This window comes from Caballeronia sp. dw_19 (genome assembly GCF_018449515.1).
Lineage (GTDB): Bacteria > Pseudomonadota > Gammaproteobacteria > Burkholderiales > Burkholderiaceae > Caballeronia.
The window spans coordinates 48,077-73,022 of record NZ_JAAVUQ010000005.1 but is presented as its reverse complement, the minus strand read 5'-3'; the positions used below and the strand labels follow the sequence as shown (position 1 = coordinate 73,022).

The window sequence follows — 24,946 nt, the reverse complement described above, 5'->3', positions numbered from 1 at the left end:
GCCAGGACCCGGTCTAAACCCTCGTACATTCGGATGCTTCCGAGTGACATTGACGCCACACGTCACAACGGATTTCCGCTCGCCTCGCCAATCCCTGCCAAGCACAAAACTTTACATGCCGAACGCTGCCTGCAGGCAAGCTTGGCACTTACAATCGCCAACCTTCCCGGGGTAGTGCCGGGCGCTCCGCAGCGACAAGAACCCTGCTCAAGGCAAAGCCTGAAAAAGCCAGCCAAACATTGAAACAGGCTGGTGCAAATCCTTGTACGTTGAAGAACCTGAAGTGCGATTACGATCGGGGATACTCCGATATCTCATCGTCGTCTTTCGTCATCACGCACCGGATCAAGCGGTTATACGAACAAGGTAATAATTTCGGAATGCAAAATAAAAACCGAAACCCGAAGCAGCGTGGCTTGAAGCTCTCAGCCGATCATTCAAGGAGAGGACTATGAGAGAACTCGACCGATCGCGTCGTGGTTTTTTGAAGGCGAGTGCAATTGCGGGATTGACCGTCATTATTGCGCCGCTCGGCAGTCGCGCATTCGCTGCGTTATTTGAAGAAAAAATCCTGACGCCGATTCAGTGGGATACAACGAGCGGCCGCGCGAAGTTTCGTATCGACGGGATCGCGAAGGTCACGGGGGCAAAGGTATTTGCGCGCGACGTGCGTGCGGCCGACATGCCGCACTGGCCGAACCAGCAATCGCACGCGTTCATGCTGCGCACGACGCAGGCCGACCGGACGTATGAGGGTTTCGACCTGAGCTTGCTTGGCGACGACCTTCAGCCGGACCGGATTGTCACGGCTGCGGAGCTTGCCCGCGACGGTCTCGCATTTCCCGCTTTCTATGGCGACGACATGCTGCTGCCGCCCGGCAAGACGCCAGCTTATCTGGGCCAGGCCGTGGCCATGCTGATCTATCACGATTTCGCACGCTTCCGGTTCGCCAAAGACAAGCTGCAGTTCCGCGATGAAATCATCCGCTACGGCGAGAAGACCGGACCGCTTGAACGCGATCCGTGGGGCACGTTCCGCTTTGTGCGCGTCGGGGGGGCGACGGCCTATGACGAGGACACGTTCTCGAGCTTGAAGGACAGCATGCTGTTCCCAAGCGCGATGCGCAAGCACGAGCCTGTGTGGGCGGCGGGGCGGCAGGACGGCAAGCTGGATGAGCAGGGCATGTTCCATGCGCAAAACATGCAGGGCGAACTCGACCATCCGCCCGCGGACTGGCTTGTGCTGGAGCGCAACTACAGTACGCAATCCATCGATACCGCCGCGCTCGAAGCCGACAACACGAACTGCTGGTACGACGCGGCAACGCAATCGCTGCATATGGTCGTGCCGACGCAAGGGCCGAACGAGGTCGCCGAAAGCGCTGCCGGCATGGCGGCGAAGTGCCGCTTCCCGGTGAAGAACCTGTTCGTGCATCCGGTCTATACGGTCGGCTACGGGTCCAAGGATCACTTCACGGTTCCGTTCTACGGACTGCTGGCGGCCATGTATGGCGACGGCCGTCCGGTACGCCTTGCATTTGACCGCTATGAGCAATTCCAGACATCGATAAAACGCCATGCGTCGAAGATGCGTTATCGAATTGCGATCGATAAGAAAACGAACCTCCTGCAGTCGTTCAAGGCCGAGCTCGAAGTCGACGGCGGCGGGCGCTGCAACTTTTCGCCATCGGTGGCCATGGTGGGCGCATCCGCCGCGCAGTCGATCTACTACTTCCCGAAGAGCGACCTGACCGGCGTGGCGATCGCTTCACGCGCGATCGACGCCGGCTCCGCACGCGGTTACGGCACGCTGCAGACCATGGTCGCGACCGAGATGCTGATCGACGAAGTTGCGACGCAGCTTGGAGTCGATGCTATCGACTTACGGCTGAAGAACGCGCTGCGCTCGGGCATGAAAAATACCCAGGGCGCGATTCCCGCCGGCGCGATTCGTGTCGATGAAGTCCTCCAGAAGGCCAAGGTTCACCCGCTCTGGACCGGTCGCGTGCAGAAGAAAGCGGAGTATGAACTGGCGCATCCTGGCAACCGCTACGGTGTCGGCTTCGCGTGCGTGCAGAAAGACTTTGGCACGGGTGCGGAGGCGTCGTTCGCGAAGGTTGAAATCGCGGCCGACGGCAAGATCACGCTGCATCATACGGCCGCGGAAATTGGCACGGGCGTGTCTACATCGCAAGCAATCGCGTGCGCGAAGTGGCTCGGCAAGCCGGCCGCCGAAGTGCGCATGGCGATTGTCGACTGGCCCGAGTTGCCGGTCGTGACCAGTGGCGACCCATACCTGATGTCGCAGGGCGAGCAGGACAAGCTGTCGGCTAATCCGCGCTGGTCGCCGAGTTTGATATCGCCATCGAGCGCGACGAATTCAGCTTTCTATTTCACGCATAGCACCTACGAAGCGGGACGCGTGGTCTTCACGCACGGTTTGTGGCCGGCGGCGATGGCGCTATGGAGCAGTGGCATAGGCGGTGGTCAGGCTGCACCGCTCACCGTGCGTCGTGAAGATGCGCGCTGGGTGGACGGCAAGCTGACGGCGGCAGGTCTTGAGCCACTGTCGCTCGAACAGGTCGCGAGAAAAGCGCATGACCTCGGGCTCGTCACGGGCGCGATCGTGCATGTGTTCAATCGATGGCAATGGAGCGAGGCGGAATTCAACATTGATGGCGTGACCGAGCGTCTGCCCATCGACGGCCTGTCGCTGCTTCACGGCGCGGGCAAGACCGACGCCAGCAAGACCAACACCAGCAAGACCCACGCTGCGCCGGTCCAGCCCGTTTATCGGGCGCTCGATCGCAAGCGTGTGTTCATCGCGCCGGTCAGTCGTAACAACGCGGCGGTCACCTACTACAGCGCGGTCGGAACGCTTGTCGAACTCACGGTGAACGAAGGGAGCGGCCGTGTCAGCCTGCTCTCGCATCACTCGATCATGGAGTGCGGCAACATGCTTTCGCCGCAACTCGTCTCAGGTCAGTTGCAAGGCGGACTGGCGATGGGTATTGGACATGCGCTGCATGAGTATCTGCCGCTCTACGAAGAGGGTCCCGGCAACGGTACCTGGAACTTCAATCGCTATCACGTGCCGCGCGCAAGCGATGTCGCTGTCTGGGCCCAGACCGGCGAAGTGCTGCCGCCGCTGTCCGAGACCGATCCGCCGAAGGGCATTGCGGAGGTGGTGATGATTCCGGTCGTCGGCGCCATCGTCAACGGTATCGCGCACGCTATCGGGCATCGATTCAACGACTTGCCGGTGAAACCGCAAAACATTCAGGAGGCGCTCGCATGACCGCTGCCAACCCAACTCCGACACCGCTCATGCCTCAGCCCTTGCACCAGCCTTTGATCCAGATGAAGCCCATTTCGCTGACGATCAACGGTGCTGCCGTGGGGCCGATCCAGACCCCTGATGGGCTCATGATGATCGATTTCCTGCATGAGTACGTGGGTTTGACCGGCTCGCGGCTTGGCTGCGGGCAGGGCGTCTGCCACGCGTGCGTGGTGATTCTCGACAAGCCGGACGGATCGAGCGAAGAAGTGCGCTCATGCATCACGGGCGCGCATTTCTTCGATGGCAAAAAGGTGCGGACCATCGAAGGCCACGCCAAACGTAACGAGCAAGGCGAGGTGGTCGAACTCTCGCCGGTGCAGCAGAAATTCCTCGAACACTTCAGCTTCCAGTGCGGGTATTGCACGCCGGGATTCGTCAATGCGGCGACGGTGCTGATCGAGCGGCTAAAACGCGAGCCGATTGCCAGGGAGTCGGTGGAGCAGGAGATCACGAAAGCACTCGACGACCACATCTGCCGCTGCACCGGCTACGTGCGTTACTACGAAGCGGTCAAGGACGTCGTGCTGAATACGCCTGGACTTGTTAAGGATTCCGCATGAACCGGGCAATTTCCTTTCGCCTCGGGCGCGGTTGCGCTGTCGGTTGCGCTATGCGTCGCGGCGCTGTCCGCATGCAGCGACCGTTCCGATGAAACTGCAGCCCCCACGCATGAAACGGCCGCCGAGCAGATCGCGCGGGGCAATTATCTTGCGAAAGCGGCCGATTGCGCCGCCTGTCACACGATCCCCGGCAGTGCGCCGTTTGCCGGCGGCGTGAAGCTCGGGTCGCCGTTCGGTACCTTTTATGGCACGAACATTACGCCGGACCCTGTAAATGGCATCGGCAAGTGGAGTGCTGAGCAGTTCTACAAGACCTTGCACGACGGTGTGGCGCCTGACAAGCATCTCTATCCGGCAATGCCTTACACGTCTTACCGGACGATGTCCCGCGCCGACAGCGACGCCATCTATGCATATCTGATGGCGCAAAAGCCGGCCGCCGTGCCGAACCGGGATCCCGAGTTGATGTTCCCGTTCAACGTGCGGTTTGCGGTGATGTTCTGGAACATCCTGTTCCTCAAGGACAAGTTGCCGGATGCATCGGCGGGAAGTTCGGCTGACTGGATCCGCGGACGATATCTCGCCAATGCGCTGGGTCACTGCGCCGAATGCCACACGCCGCGTGGCGTGTTTGGGGAGATGAACGGTGCGAAGACCTTGCAAGGATCGATGCTCGGTCGTGTCGTGCCGCCGGATATCACGCCCGCGGGGCTCGCCGCGCGTGGCTGGACCGGCGCCGATTTGCAGACATTCTTCGCAACGGGAATCAGCCGCCAGGGCTCGGCGTTCGGCGAGATGCATCCGGTCGTGATGCTGAGCAGCCAGCACTTGAGCCCGGGTGATCTGCGCGCGCTGTCGACCTATCTGCTCGGCGACGCACCGCTTCCACCCACGCCGGTTCAACCGGGTTCCGCCGATGCCGCGCAAGTGGCAACCGGCCGGGCGAGCTATGTCGCCGTATGTGCGGGGTGTCATGGGCTCGAGGGGCAGGGCAAGCCTCACGTCGCGGTATCGATGCAAGGGAGTTCGACGTTGCGTCAGGCCGATTCACATAACCTGATCGTTGCGATGCTCGATGGCGTGGCTGCCGCCGAGTTCGCCGGAACGGAAAGCATGCAGGCAATGCCCGGATTCGCCGCCACGCTCACCGACGATGAACTCGCGAACCTCGCCAACTACCTGCGCTCAGGTTGGGGCGGCCAGCCGGGGGATGTATCGGCGGCACGCGTCAAGTCGTTGCGCTAAGCCGCCTGGTTTTACAAGGGCGAAAGGCGCTACCGTTGATTCAAACGGTAGCGCCTTTTGCCGCCATTTGCCGCTGCAGTTCCGGCCAGATCTTTGCGACGGCTTCCTCGCCGGCCAGGATCGCTGCGTTGCGCTGGCCGAAGTCGCTGCCGCTCATGGCGGCAAGGTTCGGGCGGATGACGAAGTCGGCGTATTTATCGAGTTCGTACGCCTTGATGGTCTGGCCCATGATCGTGAAGGTCTGCATCAGGACGTCGAAGGAGCTTTGCGTCAACCCCGTCTCAGGGCGCGCCGAAATATCCACCGCGATCACAAAATCCGCGCCCATCTTGCGCGCGAACGCCGCCGGCACCGGGCTCACCAGGCCGCCATCCACATACTCATGACCGCCGATCTTCACTGGCTCGAAGATGGACGGCACGCTGCACGACGCGCGCACGGCAATGCCGGTGTTCCCCCGCTGGAACAGGATTGGCTGGCCGGTCTTCAGGTCCGTCGCGACAATGCCGAGCGGTTTCGCCATCTTTTCGATCGGCCGGTTGTCGAGCGTCTTGTTCAGATAGTTCTGCAACGCGACGCCCTGCAGGAAACCGCGCGTGCGGAATGGCATCGCCCAGTCGCTGATCGACGCTTCATCCATGGTCAGCGCGAGCTTGTTGATGGCAATGCCGTTCATTCCCGACGCCGATAACGCCGCGATCACCGAGCCCGCGCTGGTACCGCTCAGCAAGTCCACCTTCAGGTTACGCGCTTCGAGCGCCTTGATTACGCCGATGTGAGCAAACCCCCGGGCCGCGCCGCCGCCCAGTGCAAGGCCGATCCGCACGGGCCGCTGGGGCGTGCTGGCGGCCGGCACTGGCGACGCGGGCGGGGTGACTGCTGTGGTGGAGCGGGTCGTCGTGGTGCACGCCGTTAGCACGGCGGATGCGCAGCCAAGAGAGAACGCGCGCCGCGACAACTGAGGCAGCGACGAAGGCGAGGGCGGCAATGTTTTCAAGGAGTTCTCCTGCGATGCAGCGGGGACGAGCGTGGAGCGTGGAGGCGGCGCTGGCAGTGTGGATAGCTGCCCGGTCAAGCCATCCGGTGACGGCGCATATGATAAAACATGATGACCCCCGAAAGCGGGCCAAAAGCGCCGGCGGGTATAATTGACACTCGTTTCGACCGCTCGCCAGGTTCGTCCAGAAGACGCGCCGAAGCCGGTCCCCGATATATCGCTTGCCTGGCTCCTCCCGTGCCGGCAAACGCATTTGAGCTATCGAGCACACCGCACATGACCCAAGTCCGTACCCGTTTCGCTCCCAGCCCCACAGGCTTCATCCATCTCGGCAACATTCGCTCCGCGCTTTATCCGTGGGCATTCGCGCGCAAGATGAAGGGCGTTTTCGTGTTGCGCATCGAGGACACTGACTTGGAGCGCTCGACCGACGCGTCCGTCGACGCCATCCTTGAAGGCATGGAATGGCTCGGCCTCGACTACGACGAAGGTCCGATCTACCAGATGCAGCGCATGGACCGCTATCGCGAAGTGCTCAAGCAGATGCTCGACCAGGGCCTGGCTTACCACTGCTACATGTCGACGGAAGAACTCGACGCATTGCGTGAACGCCAGCGCGAGGCCAATGAAAAACCGCGTTACGACGGCACATGGCGCCCCGAAGAAGGCAAGGTGCTGCCGCCCATTCCGGAAGGTGTCTCGCCGGTCATTCGCTTTCGTAATCCGCTGGGCGGCGTAGTGAGTTGGGACGACGCGGTGAAGGGCACGATCGAAATCTCGAACGACGAGCTCGACGACCTCGTGATCGCGCGTCCGGACGGCACGCCAACTTATAACTTCTGCGTGGTCGTGGACGATCTCGACATGAAGATCACCCACGTGATCCGCGGCGACGACCACGTGAACAACACGCCGCGCCAGATCAACATCCTGCGCGCGCTGGGCGGCGAAGTGCCGGTGTACGCCCACTTGCCGACCGTGCTCAACGAGCAGGGCGAGAAGATGAGCAAGCGCCATGGCGCGATGAGCGTAATGGGTTATCGCGACGCAGGTTATCTGCCGGAAGCGGTTCTGAACTATCTGGCCCGGCTTGGCTGGTCGCATGGCGATGCGGAGATTTTCTCGCGTGAGCAGTTTGTCGAATGGTTCGACCTGGACCATCTGGGCAAGTCGCCGGCGCAATACGATCCGGATCGTTTGAACTGGCTGAACGCGCACTACATCAAGGAAGCCGACAACGCGCGGCTGGAAACGCTCGTGAAGCCGTTCCTGGCCGAACTGGGTATCGACGCCGCCATGATCGAGCAAGGGCCGCCGCTGGAGCTCGTGATCGGTTTGCTGAAGGATCGCGCATCGTCGGTAAAGGAGATCGCCGATAACGCCGCCATGTTCTATCAGGAGCCCGTGATCGACCCCGCCGCGCTCGCGCAGCATGTCACCGAAACCGTGCGTCCCGCGCTCGCTGACTTGCGGCAGGCGTTGAGCGAAGTGGAGTGGAGCAAGGAAGCCATCTCGGCGGCGTTCAAGGCCACGCTGACGAGCCATAAGCTCAAGATGCCGCATCTCGCCATGCCGGTGCGCCTGCTGGTCGCGGGTACCACGCACACACCGTCCATTGACGCGGTGCTGATGCTGTTCGGCCGTGAGACGGTGCTGACCCGGCTCGACAAGGGCATTGCCTGAACGTGGGATGCGCCGTAGGTACATGATGGGTGCATGGCATCGACGCGAACGGTGTCCGGTTTGCGCCCCAAGTTTGCACCCTAAGGACGAACTATTTTCAGATGCTGGGCTAAAAGGTATTTACAACTTCAAAAGTGCCCTTTAGAATCTCGTTTCTGTTCTGCAAGGGGGGTATAGCTCAGCTGGGAGAGCGCTTGCATGGCATGCAAGAGGTCAGCGGTTCGATCCCGCTTACCTCCACCACAGAACAGAAATGAAGCTTTTTAAAGCGCCAGAGCATCGGAAAAAAAGCTTCACAAGAATCACAAAGCTGTTTATAATGTCGTTCTTCGCTGCTGACTAAGAAGAAACTGCGCGAAACTGATTAATAAGGTTTAAACGATTAAGAAAGTATTAATCGAAGTTAATCAGAAGCCAGTCAGGACGTAAGCGAAAAGAGTAAAAGACATTAACTGAAAAGTTTATGTCCCCATCGTCTAGAGGCCTAGGACATCACCCTTTCACGGTGAGTACAGGGGTTCGAATCCCCTTGGGGACGCCAAAACATCGGCGGCTGCGAGAAGCGCTGCAAGTTTGATGAGTCAACCAACCTCACGAACTGATGGAAAGAAGTGGAGCGGTAGTTCAGTTGGTTAGAATACCGGCCTGTCACGCCGGGGGTCGCGGGTTCGAGTCCCGTCCGCTCCGCCAACAAGTTGTAAAAGAAAAATCCAGCTCAAGCTGGATTTTTTTCGTCCACGTTTTTTGTGCCCGCGGTTTTTCGTCCTTTCCTTCCTCCTCCTTCCCGATTCGCCTTTCGGTTCATTCCGCTATTCTTCGTACCACGATCGCGTTGCATCTGGTTGAACGTGTGGCGTGCATGACATCGAACTTGCACGCTCGTAAAACTCTCCATTGCCAGCGCGCGCCGGCTGACTTAGTGTTGATGACTTGATTCAGTGCTTTCATCGCGCAATGCTCGATCCCACCGAAGCTCTCTCGCCGTTTCAGTTGCGCCTGGCGTCGATGGACGATTTTTCGTTCGCCGAGGCGCTCACGCGCAACAACATGAACGGCTACTACCGCCGCCACAATCTCGTGTGGCGCAGCGATCTTTTCCTGGGTAGCTGGCGCGAGTCGGAAAACTTCGTGCTCGAGTGCGACGGTCAGGCTATTGGCGTGATGCGCGTGACGGAAGAAGATCAGTCGCTGCACATCCGCGACGTACAAGTGGTGGAAGGATGGCGCCGGACGGGCGCGGGAACCTTTCTCCTCGATACCGCGCACCGATGGGCACGTGCACGTGGACTAACGGAGACTCAGTTGCGCGTATTCGTCGATAACCCCGCCGCCCGGCTTTATATCCGCATGGGTTATAAAACCGCGGGTTCGCGGCTCGCGCAATTCGGCGCGATCCGGCATATGGTGCGCGGCGTTTAGCGTTTCAGCGCTCGCTCGACAACGCCGTTCTGAGTATCGTTTCGCGGCTCGCCGTCGCGGACAAAAAAGGCTCGCGGACTTTCGCCGAACGCACGTCTGAACATCGCGGAAAAGGCGCTCTGACTTTGATAGCCGAGCAGCAACGCGACTTGTGACAGCGGTCGGCCCTGGCTCAGTAACGGAATCGCGCGCGCCAGCACCGCCTGCTGACGCCATTGCGAAAAGCTCACACCGAGTTCACGTCGGAACAAGCGCGCGATCGTGCGAGTGCTTGCACCGGCGAATGCTGCCCAATGCTCTAGCGAATCGGCGGAAGCAGGGTCGGCGAGGACGGCTTCGCATAATGCCAGCAGGCGTTTGTCGGTAGGCATCGGGATGGAGAGGGGCAGCGGCCGCGAGCGCGTGATTTCATCGAGTGCAAGCGTGCCGAGCAGCCGTTCACGCTCGCTCGAAATCGTACGGTCATCCAGCGCAACCGCCACCTCGCGAAGCAGCGGCGACACTTCCACTACGCGGCACGCATCCAGTCCCGACGGCACTACGCTCGCGTCTATATACAAAGTCCGCAGAAACGCGTCTTCCACGATCACCACTTCATGTGTCACGTTCGGCGGGACCCAGATTGCCCGCGACGGCGGCACCATCCACGTCGAGCCTTCCGCCGCGATTCGCAGCACGCCCCGTGTCGTGCACGCGACCTGTGCCCACGCGTGCGTGTGCCGCGCAATCCGGACGCCAGCCGGCACGGGCCGCGAGCGCACGCGAATGGGATGCGCGAGCGTAGGCGACGACTCGGCGGGAATGTCGAGATGCTCGACTTCTTCCGGCTGCAGCGGCTGATCGATGGACGTGAACATGGTTTTTAGGCGCTCCTCCTCCATGATATTAAATGCATCGGGCGGGATTGGCTTTGAATCACGACTTAACGGCTGTTCTATGCACTTGGCATAATGCGCGCTGAATCTTCATGGAAGGAATGAACGCATGCAACACGTATTCGTCTACGGCACGCTGCGAGCGGGCGAGAGCAATGACATTTGCCTCGCGGCAGAGCGTAACGGGATCGCCGCGCCGATGCTGATCGGCTCGGGCCATATCAATGGCCGGCTGTACGACTTCGGCGCGTATCCCGGCCTGGTGCTTGATTCCGTGGCGGGGCCGGTGCATGGCGATATCTATCGAATCGATGAAACGCTCCTGCCCGTGCTCGATGAAATCGAAGAGATCGTGCCGGGTGTTATCGGCTTGTATCGCAGCGAGCGGTTGCCGGTGACGGTTCAGATGGACGGGCGCGCGCAGGTTGTCGATTGTCTGGTTTATCCGGTCGGCGAGGAGGCGGTGGAAGGTTTGCCGCGTATCGATAACGGCGATTGGGTTGCGTATCGACGATCAAGACGATCAAGGCAGTGATTTGTTCTGCGTGCGCAAAAAAGCCGCCCTGAATTCCAGAGCGGCTTTGTTTCACAGAAGACCAGCGGCAGGTCTTAAATCTCTTCGTAAAGCGGTAACGTCAAAAACTCCGCGAACGTATCCGATGTCGACATCGCTTCGAAAATAGTCGCTGCCCGGTCGTACGGCGCGGTGTCGCCGGCAACGACTGCCTTCACCTTCACCAACTCTTCCTGCGTGAAGGCGCGGACCATGTCGGCGGTCACTTTGCGGCCATCGTCGAGCTTGCCTTTCGGTGAGCGAATCCACTGCCACACTTGCGAGCGCGAAATTTCCGCGGTCGCGGCGTCTTCCATCAGGTTGTGAATCGGCACGCAGCCGTTACCCGCGAGCCACGATCCAAGATAGTGGATGCCCACGTTGATATTGCCGCGCACGCCGCCTTCGGTGATGGGATCTTCAGGACGGAAATCGAGCAGATCGGTTGCCGTGACTTGTACGTCCTCGCGTTGCTTCGCGATCTGGTTCGGCTTGTCGCCGAGCACCTTCACGAACTCTTCCATCGCGATCGGCACGAGGCCCGGGTGCGCTACCCATCCGCCGTCGTAACCGTCGCTGGCATCGCGCGCCTTGTCAGAGCGAACGCCGCCCATGGCTGTGTCGTTGGCTTGCGGGTCGTTCTTGATCGGAATCAACGCGCTCATGCCGCCAATCGCCGGCGCGTTACGCCGATGACAGGTCTTCAACAATTGCAGCGCATAGGCGCGCATGAACGGCACGGTCATCGTGATCTTTGCGCGGTCGGCGAGGCAGAAATTGGCGTCGTTCTTGAACTTCTTGATCGCGGAAAAGATGTAGTCCCAGCGGCCGGCGTTCAGTCCCGACGAATGCTCGCGCAACTCGTACAGGATCTCATCCATTTCGAACGCGGCCAGGATGGTTTCGATAAGAACCGTCGCCCGAATCGAGCCACGCGGCACCCCCACAATCTCCTGCGCGGCCACGAAGATCTCGTTCCACAGGCGCGCTTCGAGATGGCTTTCCAGCTTCGGCAGATAGAAGTACGGACCCGCGCCGCGAGCCAGTTGCTCCTTCGCGTTGTGGAACAGGAACAGCGCGAAATCGAAGATGCCGCCCGATACACGCTGACCATCCACGGTCACGTGTTTTTCATCGAGATGCCAGCCGCGCGGACGCACGATCAGCGTCGCGGTTTTATCGTTGAGCTTGTATGACTTGCCGTTCTGTTCCAGCGAAATCGTGCCGCGTACCGCTTCCTTCAGGTTGATATGGCCGGTCAACTGGTTGTCCCAGTTCGGCGTGTTCGAATCCTCGAAGTCGGTCATGTACGAATCCGCGCCGGAGTTCAGCGCGTTGATGATCATCTTGCGTTCGACCGGCCCGGTGATCTCCACGCGGCGGCATTCCAGCGCCTTCGGCAACGGTGCGATGGTCCAGCCGGCATCGCGGATGGATTGCGTTTCGCTAAGAAAATCCGGGCGTTCGCCTGCGTCCAGCCGCTTCGTGCGTTCGGCGCGCGCCTTCAGCAACGCCTGACGACGCGGCTCAAACGCGCGATGAAGGGTTGCCACTAATTCAAGCGCCTCGGGCGTCAGGATGGTCTCGTAGCCGGGTTTGATGTCAGCCGTGATGGTCATGCCCTGCGGCACGTGGGTCAGCGTGTTCGCCATGTTCTACATCTCCTTGGTCGGTCAGACGGTTTTGCGTGCTGGTTGAATCAGTGAATCGGTTAGTGGGTGGGACTGCGGGGCATGCGCTTTGAAAGATCGAATGGCGCCGCGTGCTGATGCCGGGGGCAGTCTGCATCGATGAAAGCAAGCAGATCGGTCATATCGCGTCCGGTGCCGCGTGGCAGGACGCCGAGTTGTTCGGCAGGCATCGCCATGCGGTTGAGCCAGAAAGTGGTGTAGCCGAACCACGTTGCGCCCGTCACGTCCCAGCCATTCGACGATACAAACACGATTTCCGAGGCCGCCACGCCGATCGCCTGCGTTCCGAGTGCATACGCGGCATGGGCGGGTTTGTAGGCCCGCACGGCGTCAACTGAGAGGACGTGATCGAAGAGACCCGACATGCCGGCGCTTTTCACCGCGATGTCGAGCATCTGCGGATTGCCGTTCGACAGAATCGCGAGTTTCAAATCCGGGCGTTTGCGTAGCGTTTTCAGCGCGGTGACGGTGTCTGGAAACGCCGCAAGGCAGGCGTATTCGTCCATCAGGCGCTTTTCCGCAGCCGGAGTGAGCGCATGGTCGAGCATCAGGCGCGTGGCGGCGTAGCGCAGCGCGTCGAGCGTGATCGCCCAGAACGGCTCGTATCGGGCGCCGGCGGGGTCCGATAGCGTGCGTAGCTGCGTGTATTCGATCTGCTTTTGGCGCCACAACTGCGAAAGCGCGTCGCCGTGGCCGGGGAATAACTGCTCGGCAGCCGCCACGACCGAGTGCACGTCGAACAGCGTGCCGTAGGCATCGAAGATGACGGCACGAGGAGGCGAAATCGATGTCGGTGACATGGCCGGCGCTCCGTAAGTAGGTCTCCAACCATTCTATTAGTGCGTTGGAACGACCGGAAGATGCATCCAGATCACTTGATCTTTGACTTTTTCACGCCTAATCTGGGCGCCCTGTCATTTGAATAAACGAACAAACGCACGCATATGGACCGCTTCAAGCAAATAGAAACGTTCGTGGCGGTCGTCGCGAAGGGAAGCCTGTCCGCCGCAGCACTAGCCGAAGGCGTTGCGCCGGCTGTGATTGGACGGCGGCTGGACGCACTGGAAGAGCGGCTTGGCGTAAAGCTGCTCGTGCGCACCACGCGCCGGCTGACGCTCACCTTTGAAGGATCGGCATTTCTGGAGGATTGCCAGCGGGTGATTCATGACATGCAGAGCGCGGAGGCGAGCGTGTCGGCGGGTGGCGTGAAGGCGAGCGGGCATCTGCGGGTGTCGGCGCCAGCGGGTTTCGGCAGGCGCCACGTTGCCGCGCTCGTCCCCGTTTTTACCTCGATGCATCCGGATGTATCGATCACGCTCGACCTGACGGACCGGATGGTCGATCTGGTCAACGAAGGTTTCGATTGCGCCGTGCGGCTTGGCGAGTTGCCGGATTCGTCGCTGGTTTCGTTGAAGCTGGGCGAGAACCGCCGGGTTTGCGTGGCGTCACCGGACTATTTGCGCGAGCGCGGCGCGCCCGCCGATCTCGACGCGCTCGCACAGCACAATTGCCTGCCGCTTGGGGCGAACTCGAATCAGCAGCGCGGCTGGGTGTTTCAGAAAGACGGCAAGGTCGTTCAGATGCGTGTTTCCGGCACTATGGAATGCTCGGACGGCGCCGTGCTGCATGAGTGGTGTCTAGCAGGATATGGGCTGGCGTGGCGCTCATGGTGGGAAGTTGGCGATGACATCGCCCAAGGGCGGCTTATCAGCGTGCTCGATGCTTTCGCCGCACCGCCTATCGGGATTCACGCCGTGTTTCCCCAGCGCCGGCATTTGCCGCTACGAGTGCGTCTGTTTCTCGATTTGCTGAAACATACGTTCGGTGCGCCAGGATATTGGGGCTGAATTGCGGGCCGCTTGCCCCGATCCAGTTACTACAATGAAAGTGCACGATGGCCACTGCCCAAGGAGTCGACCATGTTCAAGCACATTCTGGTTCCGACGGATGGATCGGTCCTTTCGCAGAAAGCTATTGATGGGGCGATCGATCTTGCCCAGTCGGTGGGTGCGCGGATTACGGCCTATGCGTGTTTGCCGCTGTATCCGTATTCACCTTTCGCCGATGTCGCCGTCGAGCCGCCCAGTGATTTTCATGAGCGCGGCGAGCGCGAGGCTCGCGAGCATCTTGGCGCTGTCGAAAAGGCCGCTGCCGCCGTCGGCGTTTCCTGCAGTTCCGTCACGAGCGTTGAGTCCGCGCCTTATATCGGCATTATCGATGTTGCAGAGCGGGATGGTTGCGATGTGATTTTCATGGCGTCGCACGGGAGGAGGGGATTGGGGAGTTTGCTGATCGGCAGCGAGACTCAACGGGTGCTGACCCACACGAAGATTCCGGTGATTGTTTATCGGTGAAGGGCAGCCGTTCCGATCCGAGCTAATCACGCTTGCCGGGTGTCACGCGCCAACGCCAGAAAAGCGAGCACTGCGCCGCCGGTTTCATTGGCACGGCTGAACAGCAGCAGATCCGCCGACATCCCCGTCTCTACGATCGGCCGATAGATCAGGTTCGGGATCGTGACCTGATCTATCGGCGCGGGCACCAGCGCGACACCCAACCCGGCCGCCGCCAGTGCGAGCACGCTCAACGTGCTGGAAACGCGATGCACGACGTTCGTCGCTTTAATCACTTGCTGTTGCAGCACCGGAAACGCGTCGTCGCCAACGGCATACAGGATGAGCGTTTCAGTTGCCAGTGACTTGATGGACACACGTTTCTTTTTTGCCAGCGGATGGTCGGCCGCCATGGCCACCATAAACGGCCACGCGCCGATCTTTTCGGTGACAAGCCGGGGATCGGAAATGGAGTCGAGGCTCGGGCTGTATCCCACATCAAGATGGCCTGCGAGGATCGCTTCGCCCTGCAAATGCGGCGCCATTTCGATGACTTGCAGTTGAGCTTCCGGATAGCTGCGATGAAAAACGCGCAAATTGTCCGCCAGCTTGCCAGTCAGGACGGCGTTGCCCGCAAAGCCCACCTTGACACTGCCGATTTCGCCTCGCAGCGAGCGCTGGACGACGCTCTTGGCACGTTCCGCCTGAGCAAGCGTTCGTCGCGCTTCGATCAGCAGGAGAGCGCCCGCTTCGGTCAACTCCACGTTCCGGCTGGTACGGACGAACAGGGGGCCGCCCAGATCTTCTTCCAGCGCGCGAATCTGCATGCTCAAAGCGGGTTGCACGATATGCAGACGCTGTGCCGCGCGGCCGAAGTGCCTTTCCTCCGCGACGGCGACGAAATAGCGCAGGTGACGCAAGTCCGTTCCAGCTCCACGATCACTTAAACTGATTAATCGATCATATCAATCTATTTCACTTTATAGATGACTGGCGCGACACTGCTGTTCATCGGCTGGATATTGAACAACATTGAACGCATTCGAATGGTCGCCAAACGCGGCCATTGGTTGAAATGAAAAGGAACTGGTGATGCAAACGTATTTGGATGACCGACTCAGCATTGCAGATTTGATGACCGGCTGGATTCATCGCGATCTCGCGCAGTGGGACAGCTTGCGCGATCTGTTTCATCCCGACGGCACTATCGAGATCACGTGGTTCGAAGGTCTCTTCAGCGACTTTGTCGATGGCTCGATACGAATGGGCGCGTCCGACCTTCGCACCAAGCATTTCGTCGCGGGACCGGTGGTGAGTTTTCAAGGCGATAAGGCCATCGTGGAAACTAACGCGATTATTGTCGGCGAGAACGTTCGGCTTGGCCTCGGCTGCAGCTCGCACAACCGTTTTTACGATCGTGTCGAAAAGCGCAACGGCGTCTGGAAGATCGTGAAGCGTCAAAGCGTGTATGACATGGGCTCATTCACTTTTCCGCGCGGCGTGGTCGACATCGACACTGAGCGGGTTGAACGATATCCGCGTGAATACGCACCGCTTGCTTACTTGCTGGAGGTAAGCGGCTTCCCGGTGCACAAGACGTTTGCAACGAAAGGCAGCGAACTCGAGCGAACCATGAAGGAAGAAGGGCAGGCCTGGCTGCTTGGCTGACGAACTCGACGTCCACAAGGCACACACCAAATTGAATCAATTAATTAGGAGTTTTAATCAATAAAAAAATCAGGCGTGGTGCACACCGAAGGCGCGGACATAGCCTATGACTGCGAAGGTCAAGGACCCTTGTTGCTTTTGATCGTCGGTGGCAATGGCGACAGCCGCCGTTATGTCACGCTATCCGCCCTGATGGCCAGCTCACACACCGTGGTCAGATACGACCGGCGCGCAAATTTCCGCAGCACCGGCGACATGACAGTCGATCTGGATCTGGCGCAGCAAGCCCGGGATGCGGCGGCATTGATCCGCACGATGGACGCGGGGCCGGCCTACGTGTTCGGCAACAGCGCCGGCGCGAATATCGCGATCAAACTCACGGAAGATCACCCGGACGTGGTCAAGGCACTGGTCGCGCACGAACCGCCCATCACCGGCATCCTGCCCGATGCCGCACAGCATTCGGCCTTCATGAAAGACGTACGCGAAACGTTCGTCGCTCAAGGGGCCGGGCCGGCCATGAAGAAATTCATGGGCTCATTCGTCGGCATGGATAAGACGGCAGAAGCGCCCGCGGATCAAGGCGGCAACATGGAGCATTTCATGGCCCATGAATTTTTGAGCATCAGTCGTTATGTTCCCGATCTCGATCGCGTGCGTCGCGGTGGCGTGCCGGTGGTGACTGCCGTCGGTCGAGCCAGCGGCGATGCTTTTTACGTGCAGACGGCGCGGGCGATGGCCGAGCAGTTGGGCTGTCCGTGCGTGGAGATGTCGGGCAATCACGTAGCCTTCGCTTTGCAGCCCGGCATTTTCGCGGCGGAGTTGAGCGAAATTCTTGGCAGTTTCCGGACGCCTGCTGTTACTACCGCCGGCTGACTCGCATCAACGTAAAAAGGGCATACGGCTTGTGGCCGTATGCCCTTCAGATGCCTAAAGCAGCCTAGGTTTATCAGGCGACTTTCTTCTCGAAAAACTGTTCATCTTCGGTCGAGCCGTGCAACGCGGTCGTCGATGCGTCTTTTTCAACCGCCTGCGTCACTGCATCGAAGTAGCCCGTTCCCACTTCACGCTGATGCTTTACTGCAGTGAAACCCTTCTCAGCCGCCGCGAATTCCGCTTCCTGCATCTCGACGAATGCGCTCATCTGATTGCGTGCATAGCCGTGGGCGAGGTTGAACATCGAGTAATTCAGCGCATGGAAACCGGCCAGCGTGATGAACTGGAACTTGTAACCCATCGCGCCAAGCTCTTTCTGGAATTTGGCGATAGTCGCGTCGTCCAGGTTCTTCTTCCAGTTGAACGACGGCGAGCAGTTATACGAGAGCAGCTTGCCCGGGAATTCACGATGAATCGCTTCAGCAAACTTCTTCGCGTACGCCAGGTCCGGCTTGCCGGTTTCGCACCAGATCATGTCGGCATACGGCGCGTAGGCGAGGCCACGCGACACGGCTTGTTCCAGGCCCGGCTTCGTGCGGAAGAAACCTTCCACGGTGCGCTCGCCGGTCAGGAACGGCCGGTCGTTTTCATCGACATCCGATGTCACCAGATCCGCCGCTTCCGCATCGGTGCGGGCGAGCAGGATGGTTCGCGTACCGGAAACGTCAGCCGCGAGACGCGCAGCCGTGAGTTTCGCGATGTTTTCGCGCGTCGGCACGAGCACCTTGCCCCCCATGTGCCCGCATTTTTTCACCGATGCCAGCTGATCCTCGAAGTGCACGCCCGCAGCGCCGGCTTCGATCATCGCCTTCATCAGTTCGAACGCGTTCAGCACGCCGCCGAAACCGGCTTCAGCGTCGGCCACGATTGGCTGGAAGAAGTCGAGATAGCCTTCATCGCCGGGATTCTTGCCTTCCGACCACTGGATCTGATCGGCGCGCGACAGCGTATTGTTGATGCGCTTGACTACCAGTGGCACCGAATTCGCCGGATACAGCGACTGGTCCGGATACATCTCGCCGGCAACGTTCGCGTCGCCCGCCACTTGCCAACCGGACAAGTAGATCGCCTTCAAACCGGCCTTGACCTGTTGCATGGCCTGATTACCGGTCAGCGCGCCGAGTGCATTGACGAACGGCTCTTCATGAATCGATGCCCACAGTTTTTCCGCGCCGCGTTTCGCCAACGTGTGCTCGACTGGCACCGAACCGCGCAGCCGCACGACGTCGTCGGCGGTGTAGCTGCGCTTGATGCCCTTCCAGCGCGAATCCGTGTCCCATTGCTTTTGAAGTTCCTGAGCTTGTTGTTGGCGCGACATGGCGTTTCTCCTTTGATTACCTGACTAATGACTAATGGATGGTCGTCCGGTTGAGCAGTCTTTGTGCTTCTTGTTGCTCAACTCTTATATAAGAGTCTAGGGAAAGGAAGATAGGGGAGCCAGTCGTTTAGCGAAGTTTTCTAATAAAAATTATCGTTTTAAATCAATATATTAGTATTTATATTTCACAATATAAAATGATCTTTCCCATGTTGGGATGTGAATACTTGTGCCATGCACCAACAATTTCGTGGCACAAAAGGTCTTTCCGCATTGTGAAATTCAGGGCGTGAACGAAAAAAAACCGACGCACGAGGCATCGGTTTTCTTTTTGCCGGCACACGCAAGAAGCGCGCGCCGCACTGATTACGACTTAGCTGCCACGACGCGGAGCGCGCGGGCCGTCATTGCGACGTGCTGCATAGCCGTCACGCGAACCGCCGCCAAAGCCCGAACCACCGTCACGCGATCCACCGCCGCTACGATAGCCGTCACGTGAACCACCATCGCGCGAATCGCGAGCACCACCGGCGCTTGCCGGCTTGTTGCCCCAGCCGCCCGGCTTAGCCGAGCCGCCGTTGCCAGCACCGCCGTTACCAAAGCGACGACCTGCACCACCCGCACCAGCGCCACCGCCGCCCGGACGGCCACGGCCGCCAAAGCCAGGACGACCACCGCCACCGCCGGCCGGAGCCGAGCGACGCGGTTCAAAGCCAGCGATCACGCTCACATTCAGCGGCACACGCACGAAACGCTCGATGCGCTTGAGCGCGCCTTGCTCTGCGTGATGCACGAGGCTGATTGCCGTACCCGTGCGGCCAGCACGGCCCGTACGGCCGATACGGTGAACGTAGTCTTCCGCGAACTTCGGCAGATCGTAGTTGAATACGTGCGTGATGCCCGGGATGTCGATACCGCGAGCCGCGACATCGGTTGCCACCAGCACGCGTACTTTGCGTTCGCGCAGTGCACGAATCGTGCGGTTACGCGCGCCTTGCGGCAGATCGCCGTGCAATGCAGCCGATTCAAAACCAGCGTCCGACAAACGGATAGCCAGTTGGTCAGCGTCGTTCTTGGTTGCCGTGAAAACGATAGCCTGATCCAGGCCGGCATCGCGCAACAGGTGGTCGAGCAGACGATCCTTGTGATCGCGGTCATCGACGTAATGCACGGTTTGCGCAATGTTGTTCTGCGCTTCGAGCTTTTGGATGATCTCGATGCGTTCCGGGTTCTTCAACAGGCGGCCGGTCAGCGAGCTGATCTTGCCGTCGATGGTTGCCGAGAACAGCAGCGTCTGACGCGTGGCCGGCGTAGCGGCAACAATGGTTTCGATATCGTCGATGAAACCCATGTCCAGCATGCGGTCGGCTTCGTCGAGCACGAGGATTTGGAGTTGCGACAGGTCAATACGGCCGCGTTCCAGATGGTCTAGCAGACGGCCCGGCGTAGCAACCAGGATTTCCGGGTTCTTCGCGAGCAACATCAATTGCTGGCCATACGCAACACCGCCGAGAATGCTGACCGTGCGCAACCGGCGCAGGTGCTTGCCGTACGTGGTCGCGGCAGCGGTAACCTGCATGGCGAGTTCGCGGGTCGGCGTCAGAACCAGCATGGTCGGACGAGCGACCGGCTGGGTGCGGCGGGCCGGGCGTGCGTTCGGGTCATGCGGCTCACGCGGAGCGGAAGCCTTGGCTTTTTCGAGCTGCGAGAAACGTTCGATAGCCGGCAGCATGAATGCTGCGGTCTTGCCCGAACCGGTCGGGCTGGAAACCAGCAAGTCGCGGCCGGCGAGCGCTGCGGGAATCGCGCGCTGCTGAACCGGCGTCGGCACTTGATAGCCAGAAGCGGTCAGCGCAACGATGATCTCGGGCGACAGGCCGAGCGATTCGAAGCTCGGGCCGGTCTGCACAGCGATAGCAGCGGCGACAGGCGCAACTGAAGAAATGGGGGCGGGGATAGCGGGTGAAACAGATGCTGCCGGCGCGGCGGGTGTGTCTTCGCCGAGTGCCAGTGCAGCGATGGAGTCCAGCGGGCTATGGGTGTTGCTCGAAGTCATGTCGATCCTTGAAACGGGGAATAAGGCGTATGGCGCCAATCGGCATACCCAAGTCGTCAGATTCAGCGAGCAAAGAAGCAGCGAGCAAATCGAAAAACGGGGGCAGCTCGCAACAATAAAGGCGAGCTTTTCGTTAGAAGCTGTATCGGATTCGACAGGCCGAGGCGGCTTTGTCGTCAGCCTGATGCATGATCGGCCGAAGAGAAGGCCTAGCAGGGAGGGGACAGTTTCTAAACTGGATTGGAGCAAAACGCTACGAGTCGCCGCGCTGCGCGGGTTAATCAGCTAATGAATTGACTAAAACCATCAATTCGCCCGGTCACAGTGAAGCGCAGGCAACAGTATAGCGGCAATTGTTGCGCTGCGCCAGATTTTAAGACAGTTTGATTCAACTTGTGGTCTACCGGGGCGCAGAATTTCGCCTGCCTCTTGGTAAAGTGCCGCGCGCACTCAATCAGCGGATGCCCGGCACCGGCCCTCCCGGACTTTACGCCGAGGCGCCGCTTTTCAGCGATTCCACCAGCCCGATATATTGCTGCTTTGCGGTGTCCTGCGGCGTGCCGGCGAGTGCGCTCCACGCGTCGTACTTGTATTTGCCGGCGATATCGGCGAAACCTGGCTTGTCACCTTGCACATCGCCCAGGCTCGCTTGCTTGTAGAGCGCGTAGAGGCGCAGCAGCGTCAGGTTGCCCGGCCGTTCGGACAGTTCCTTGACCTCCGCTTGGGCAAGCGCAAATTGCGCGTCGAGTTCGTTGATTCCGCTCATTCAGTTCTCCGGACAGGCTGGTTAAGGTCTGACGATCATAACAAGCCGGTTGCGCGGGCTTGTCGAGGGTTTCTTCCGGAACTCCCCGGCCAAGGCCCGATCCCCGGCACAAGCGGGCATTGTCCGCGCGGCGCTCGCAGCGTCACGGTTCACGCGTTACTTCATGCATTACGGCACGCATTACAATAGCGGCCATGACACGCACCGTTTTGCTCGCCCTCGATACCTCGACCGAATTCTGCTCAGTCGCGCTGCTGATCGCTGACCCGACGGCCGCCGCCGCGCCGACGGCTTATGGAAGCGCTCCTCATTACTCTGCCGGCGAAGTCCACGTCTGGTTCAGCCATGAATTGACGGGACCGGTATCCAGCACGCGCTTGCTGCCCGCGATCCGCGAATTATTCGATACCGCCGGCCTGACGCTCAAGGATTGCTCCGCGATCGCGTTCGGCGCCGGGCCGGGCTCATTTACCGGTTTGCGCACGGCAACCGGCGTCGCACAGGGGCTGGCGTTCGGGTTGAGCGTACCGGTGGTGCCGGTCGGCACCTTGCTCGCCTGCGCGGAGTTCGCGCGCTTGCACGACCCATCGGCAACACGCGTGCTCGCGGCGCTCGACGCCCGCATGAACGAGGCGTACTGGGCGGATTTCCGCTGGGATACCGGGGCGGGAGCGGCGGGCGAGTGGGCCACGGTCCAGGCGGCATCGCTTGATCTGCCCGAGGCAATCGTCCTGCCGGACGAGCCGTTCACGCTGGCGGGCAATGCGGCGGCGGCTTTCGGCGAACGGTTGCCGATGCCGGCCGCTCCGGCGTGCCGCATCGATTTCGATGCGCTGCCGCATGCGTTGCCCGTGGCGCTTGCCGGCTTACGCGCGCTGCGTGCCGGCCGGACGGTCGCGCCCGATCAGGCCGCGCCCGAGTACGTACGCAACAAGGTCGCGCAGACCACCGCCGAGCGGATGGACGCGCGTGCCGCCAAAGCTGCCGCTGCGGGAGATCAAGCCGATCATGCCGACCCCGCCGCTCCGATCGCTCAAGCGACGGAGCCTCTACGGTGAGCGGCGTGTTGATGGCGGATCGTTATCTGTCGTCGATGACGGAAGCTGATCTCGATGAGGTCGCCGCCATCGAAAAGCTCGCTTACGAATTCCCCTGGACCCGTGGCAATTTCCAGGATTCGCTGCGCAACGGCTATTTCGGCGTGTGCCTGCGCCATGTCACCGGGACCTTGCTGGGGTATTGCGTGCTGATGCCGGTTGTCGATGAAATGCATTTGCTGAACCTGTGCGTCGCGCCCGAGGCGCAACATGCCGGCGCCGGGCTCACGTTGTTGCGCGAAGCGGTGCGCATCTCGCGGCATCAGAAACTCGAGGGCGTGCTGCTGGAAGTACGGCCGTCGAATCCGCGCGCCATCCAGCTTTACGAGCGCTTTGGTTTCGCCACCATCGGGCGGCGCAAAAACTATTACCCCGCGCGGCACCGCTCGCGCGAGGATGCACTCGTCATGCGTCTGACGTTTTCAAAGGAGGCCGTGGATGGCGCTGCATAAGTCGATGCTGGAAGAGTTCGGACTGGGAACGGTCTGGGTGAGGCGGGGGCCGGCATCGGTTGAAACGTCCGTGGCCGTGCCTGATCAATCGACAGACTCGACGGCGATTGCGCACGATCATGCCGCCGCCGAGGTGCACCGGTCGGCTCCGCGTGTGCTGGTCGAAGAAGCGTACGCGCCGGTAGCCCGGAAAGCTGATCCACTCGACACGCTGACAGCGCTCGATGCCGCTCTTTCCGCCGCGCAGACGAGCCAGGGCAACGCGCATCAAGCGCCGCCTGCAAAGATCGCTTCCGTCGAACCGCCAGTCTTCGATGACCTCCCCTGGCTCGACGATGTACCGCCGCAATCACTGGCTGTTTCGGAAACCGTCGACGACACGGCCGCCGATATCGCGACCCTCGACTGGGACACGCTCGCCGCTCGCGTCGCCGTGTGCGAACGCTGCCGTTTGTGCGAGCGTCGCACGAACTCGGTATTCGGCGTGGGTGATCGGGACGCGGACTGGATGCTGATCGGTGAAGCGCCCGGTGAGAACGAGGACAAGCTGGGCGAACCGTTCGTCGGCCAGGCGGGCAAGTTGCTCGACAGCATGCTGCACGCGGTGGCGTTATCGCGTGAGGACAACGTGTTCATTGCAAACGTGATCAAGTGTCGCCCGCCCGGTAACCGCAATCCGGAACTCGATGAAGTCGCGCGCTGCGAGCCCTATCTGAAGCGGCAGGTCGAACTGGTCAAACCCAAGCTGATTGTTGCGCTTGGACGGTTTGCCGCGCAGAGCCTGCTCAAGACCGAGGCGAGCATTGCGTCGCTGCGGGGACGGGTGCATGACTATCAAGGTGTGCCGGTCATCGTCACGTATCACCCGGCCTACTTGTTGCGCAGTCTCCCCGATAAAGCCAAGGCATGGGCCGATCTATGTCTCGCAGAGGCGACTTACCGCAAGTCGCTGCAGGCGGCAGACGGCCCGTGACGGCCGCGAACGGGATCACGTCATTCCACGATCCCGCCGTCCGGGATCTCGCGTGGCTGCTGTTCTCGCCGGACTTGCTGAGCGTGTCGCGCGCGGGCGCGCCGCTCGCGCGTCCCGCCGCAACGGAGAGTGAGCGCGAAATCACACTCGTTTGGCTCGATGCACTCGACCGCGACCCCGCAGCGCTGCACGCGCAGGTTCACAAACCGTCGCTGACGCGGCTCGGCTTTTACGCCGAAGCGTTGCTCGAATATTTCCTGATGCATGGCCCGCACGCGCGGTTGATCGCCGCGAACATCCCATTGCGCACGGCCGAGCGTACGCTAGGCGAAGTCGACTTCCTGCTGGAGAACGTGCGTGGCGAGCGGTTGCACTGGGAACTCGCAGTGAAGTTTTATCTGCATATTGGCGAGGGTCAGGGGGCCGCTACGCTCGCTCATTACGTCGGTCCGAATCTGCAGGATCGCTTCGACCTGAAGCACGCGCGGCTCTTGAATCATCAACTGGGTTTAAGTGCGCGCGATGAGTTTGCATCGCTCGGTTTCGAGGGTCCGTGGCGCGCCGAGTTGTTCGTCAAAGGGCGCTTGTTTTATCGCGATGACGGCCATGACTATCGCATTCTCGCGTCGAACCTGCCGCCCGAGCTTGCCGGCGATCATCTGCGAGGCTGGTGGAAAACGGCGTCGGAATGGCGGGATTCGAAGACGGATGGATTGTTTGCTTCGTTGCCCAGGTTGGGATGGATGGCAGAACGAACGTTATCGGCGCAAGAGAGTGACGCGCTGGTGGAGCAGGCTGCGGTGTTGTCTGAGCGCGTTGCAACGCTGTCGTCGCCGGTCATGGTTGCTCGTTATGAACGTTATGACGGCCACGACTGCGCCGCCGGCAATGTCTGGCGCGAGCATTCGCGCGGTTTTATCGTGCCCGATGAATGGCCGGCGCGCGCCGCTGACTTTGCCGGGTAAACAGGGTTAAACAGCGTTA

The 24,946-nt window shown here is 60.5% G+C and carries 22 protein-coding genes and 3 tRNA genes; 17 read left to right on the top strand and 8 right to left on the bottom strand.

Annotated features, from left to right (window positions below):
- The first annotated feature begins 451 nt into the window (after positions 1 to 451).
- The 3 genes from HB376_RS08885 (at position 452) to HB376_RS08875 (ending at position 5,145) form a co-directional block, all read left to right on the top strand.
- Positions 452 to 3,298, top strand: coding sequence for a molybdopterin cofactor-binding domain-containing protein (locus HB376_RS08885; protein WP_213763180.1), 2,847 nt, complete (start codon positions 452 to 454; stop codon positions 3,296 to 3,298).
- A gap of 29 nt (positions 3,299 to 3,327) precedes the next feature.
- On the top strand, positions 3,328 to 3,900 hold the full coding sequence (locus HB376_RS08880) for a (2Fe-2S)-binding protein (protein WP_255631259.1): 573 nt from the start codon (positions 3,328 to 3,330) through the stop codon (positions 3,898 to 3,900).
- A gap of 63 nt (positions 3,901 to 3,963) precedes the next feature.
- Positions 3,964 to 5,145 (top strand): cytochrome c, encoded by a 1,182-nt coding sequence (locus HB376_RS08875; RefSeq protein ID WP_255631258.1) that lies wholly within the window; start codon positions 3,964 to 3,966, stop codon positions 5,143 to 5,145.
- A gap of 40 nt (positions 5,146 to 5,185) precedes the next feature.
- Here HB376_RS08875 and HB376_RS08870 read toward each other — a convergent pair whose 3' ends face one another.
- On the bottom strand, positions 5,186 to 6,142 hold the full coding sequence (locus HB376_RS08870; RefSeq protein WP_255631244.1) for a patatin-like phospholipase family protein: 957 nt from the start codon (positions 6,140 to 6,142) through the stop codon (positions 5,186 to 5,188).
- Positions 6,143 to 6,418: 276 nt separating this feature from the next.
- Between HB376_RS08870 and gltX the strand changes: the two genes are divergently transcribed.
- The 5 genes from gltX to HB376_RS08845 all read left to right on the top strand — a co-directional run bounded on the left by gltX (position 6,419) and on the right by HB376_RS08845 (position 9,244).
- Complete coding sequence (gltX, locus tag HB376_RS08865) at positions 6,419 to 7,825, top strand: glutamate--tRNA ligase (RefSeq protein WP_213763176.1); 1,407 nt, start codon at positions 6,419 to 6,421, stop codon at positions 7,823 to 7,825.
- 167 nt (positions 7,826 to 7,992) lie between these two features.
- Positions 7,993 to 8,068: transfer RNA gene (locus HB376_RS08860), tRNA-Ala, on the top strand.
- A gap of 222 nt (positions 8,069 to 8,290) precedes the next feature.
- Positions 8,291 to 8,366: transfer RNA gene (locus tag HB376_RS08855), tRNA-Glu, on the top strand.
- Between the two features lie 72 nt (positions 8,367 to 8,438).
- Positions 8,439 to 8,515, top strand: a tRNA-Asp gene (locus HB376_RS08850).
- A 264-nt stretch (positions 8,516 to 8,779) separates the two neighbouring features.
- Positions 8,780 to 9,244, top strand: coding sequence for a GNAT family N-acetyltransferase (locus HB376_RS08845; RefSeq protein ID WP_213763174.1), 465 nt, complete (start codon positions 8,780 to 8,782; stop codon positions 9,242 to 9,244).
- On the opposite strand, the gene HB376_RS08840 is transcribed toward HB376_RS08845, so the two are convergent.
- Positions 9,241 to 10,101 (bottom strand): helix-turn-helix transcriptional regulator, encoded by an 861-nt coding sequence (locus HB376_RS08840; RefSeq protein WP_213763172.1) that lies wholly within the window; start codon positions 10,099 to 10,101, stop codon positions 9,241 to 9,243. The genes HB376_RS08845 and HB376_RS08840 overlap by 4 nt on opposite strands.
- Positions 10,102 to 10,228: 127 nt before the next feature.
- Between HB376_RS08840 and HB376_RS08835 the strand changes: the two genes are divergently transcribed.
- The gene (locus HB376_RS08835; RefSeq protein WP_213763170.1) at positions 10,229 to 10,654 is read left to right on the top strand and encodes a gamma-glutamylcyclotransferase family protein; all 426 of its coding nucleotides are present in this window, start codon (positions 10,229 to 10,231) and stop codon (positions 10,652 to 10,654) included.
- 74 nt (positions 10,655 to 10,728) lie between these two features.
- On the opposite strand, the gene aceB is transcribed toward HB376_RS08835, so the two are convergent.
- Together aceB and HB376_RS08825 are read right to left on the bottom strand one after the other, a co-directional pair.
- Complete coding sequence (aceB, locus tag HB376_RS08830; protein WP_213763163.1) at positions 10,729 to 12,324, bottom strand: malate synthase A; 1,596 nt, start codon at positions 12,322 to 12,324, stop codon at positions 10,729 to 10,731.
- Between the two features lie 59 nt (positions 12,325 to 12,383).
- On the bottom strand, positions 12,384 to 13,163 hold the full coding sequence (locus HB376_RS08825) for a haloacid dehalogenase type II (protein WP_213763162.1): 780 nt from the start codon (positions 13,161 to 13,163) through the stop codon (positions 12,384 to 12,386).
- A gap of 144 nt (positions 13,164 to 13,307) precedes the next feature.
- Here HB376_RS08825 and HB376_RS08820 point away from each other — a divergent pair, with 144 nt between their 5' ends.
- A complete protein-coding gene (locus HB376_RS08820; RefSeq protein ID WP_213763160.1) occupies positions 13,308 to 14,210 on the top strand; it encodes a LysR family transcriptional regulator in 903 nt (300 codons plus the stop codon).
- A gap of 72 nt (positions 14,211 to 14,282) precedes the next feature.
- Positions 14,283 to 14,717, top strand: coding sequence for a universal stress protein (locus tag HB376_RS08815; protein ID WP_213763158.1), 435 nt, complete (start codon positions 14,283 to 14,285; stop codon positions 14,715 to 14,717).
- Between the two features lie 26 nt (positions 14,718 to 14,743).
- Here the strand turns inward: HB376_RS08815 and HB376_RS08810 are convergent, their stop codons facing one another.
- Positions 14,744 to 15,616, bottom strand: coding sequence for a LysR substrate-binding domain-containing protein (locus HB376_RS08810; protein WP_218627208.1), 873 nt, complete (start codon positions 15,614 to 15,616; stop codon positions 14,744 to 14,746).
- 172 nt (positions 15,617 to 15,788) lie between these two features.
- On the opposite strand from HB376_RS08810, the gene HB376_RS08805 reads away from it, so the two are divergent.
- Both HB376_RS08805 and HB376_RS08800 read left to right on the top strand, forming a co-directional pair.
- Positions 15,789 to 16,364, top strand: a complete 576-nt coding sequence (locus tag HB376_RS08805) for a nuclear transport factor 2 family protein (RefSeq protein ID WP_213763156.1) — start codon at positions 15,789 to 15,791, stop codon at positions 16,362 to 16,364.
- 132 nt (positions 16,365 to 16,496) lie between these two features.
- The gene (locus tag HB376_RS08800) at positions 16,497 to 17,240 is read left to right on the top strand and encodes an alpha/beta hydrolase (protein ID WP_213763154.1); all 744 of its coding nucleotides are present in this window, start codon (positions 16,497 to 16,499) and stop codon (positions 17,238 to 17,240) included.
- A gap of 73 nt (positions 17,241 to 17,313) precedes the next feature.
- Here the strand turns inward: HB376_RS08800 and aceA are convergent, their stop codons facing one another.
- The 3 genes from aceA to HB376_RS08785 all read right to left on the bottom strand — a co-directional run bounded on the left by aceA (position 17,314) and on the right by HB376_RS08785 (position 21,431).
- Complete coding sequence (aceA, locus tag HB376_RS08795; protein ID WP_213763152.1) at positions 17,314 to 18,618, bottom strand: isocitrate lyase; 1,305 nt, start codon at positions 18,616 to 18,618, stop codon at positions 17,314 to 17,316.
- A gap of 373 nt (positions 18,619 to 18,991) precedes the next feature.
- On the bottom strand, positions 18,992 to 20,674 hold the full coding sequence (locus tag HB376_RS08790) for a DEAD/DEAH box helicase (RefSeq protein WP_213763150.1): 1,683 nt from the start codon (positions 20,672 to 20,674) through the stop codon (positions 18,992 to 18,994).
- A gap of 487 nt (positions 20,675 to 21,161) precedes the next feature.
- Positions 21,162 to 21,431 carry an acyl-CoA-binding protein gene (locus tag HB376_RS08785; protein WP_213763519.1) on the bottom strand — a complete coding sequence of 90 codons (270 nt, stop codon included), beginning with the start codon at positions 21,429 to 21,431 and terminating at the stop codon, positions 21,162 to 21,164.
- 203 nt (positions 21,432 to 21,634) lie between these two features.
- Here HB376_RS08785 and tsaB point away from each other — a divergent pair, with 203 nt between their 5' ends.
- Genes tsaB through HB376_RS08765 form a run of 4 tightly spaced genes read left to right on the top strand, consistent with a single transcriptional unit; the run spans position 21,635 to position 24,927 of the window.
- Positions 21,635 to 22,498, top strand: coding sequence for a tRNA (adenosine(37)-N6)-threonylcarbamoyltransferase complex dimerization subunit type 1 TsaB (gene tsaB, locus HB376_RS08780; protein WP_213763148.1), 864 nt, complete (start codon positions 21,635 to 21,637; stop codon positions 22,496 to 22,498).
- On the top strand, positions 22,495 to 22,989 hold the full coding sequence (gene rimI, locus HB376_RS08775; protein ID WP_213763146.1) for a ribosomal protein S18-alanine N-acetyltransferase: 495 nt from the start codon (positions 22,495 to 22,497) through the stop codon (positions 22,987 to 22,989). Before tsaB ends, rimI begins: the two co-directional genes overlap by 4 nt.
- Positions 22,976 to 23,962 carry a uracil-DNA glycosylase gene (locus HB376_RS08770; RefSeq protein WP_213763144.1) on the top strand — a complete coding sequence of 329 codons (987 nt, stop codon included), beginning with the start codon at positions 22,976 to 22,978 and terminating at the stop codon, positions 23,960 to 23,962. Before rimI ends, HB376_RS08770 begins: the two co-directional genes overlap by 14 nt.
- The gene (locus tag HB376_RS08765; RefSeq protein WP_346730466.1) at positions 23,959 to 24,927 is read left to right on the top strand and encodes a DUF1853 family protein; all 969 of its coding nucleotides are present in this window, start codon (positions 23,959 to 23,961) and stop codon (positions 24,925 to 24,927) included. Before HB376_RS08770 ends, HB376_RS08765 begins: the two co-directional genes overlap by 4 nt.
- Positions 24,928 to 24,946 lie beyond the last annotated feature (19 nt).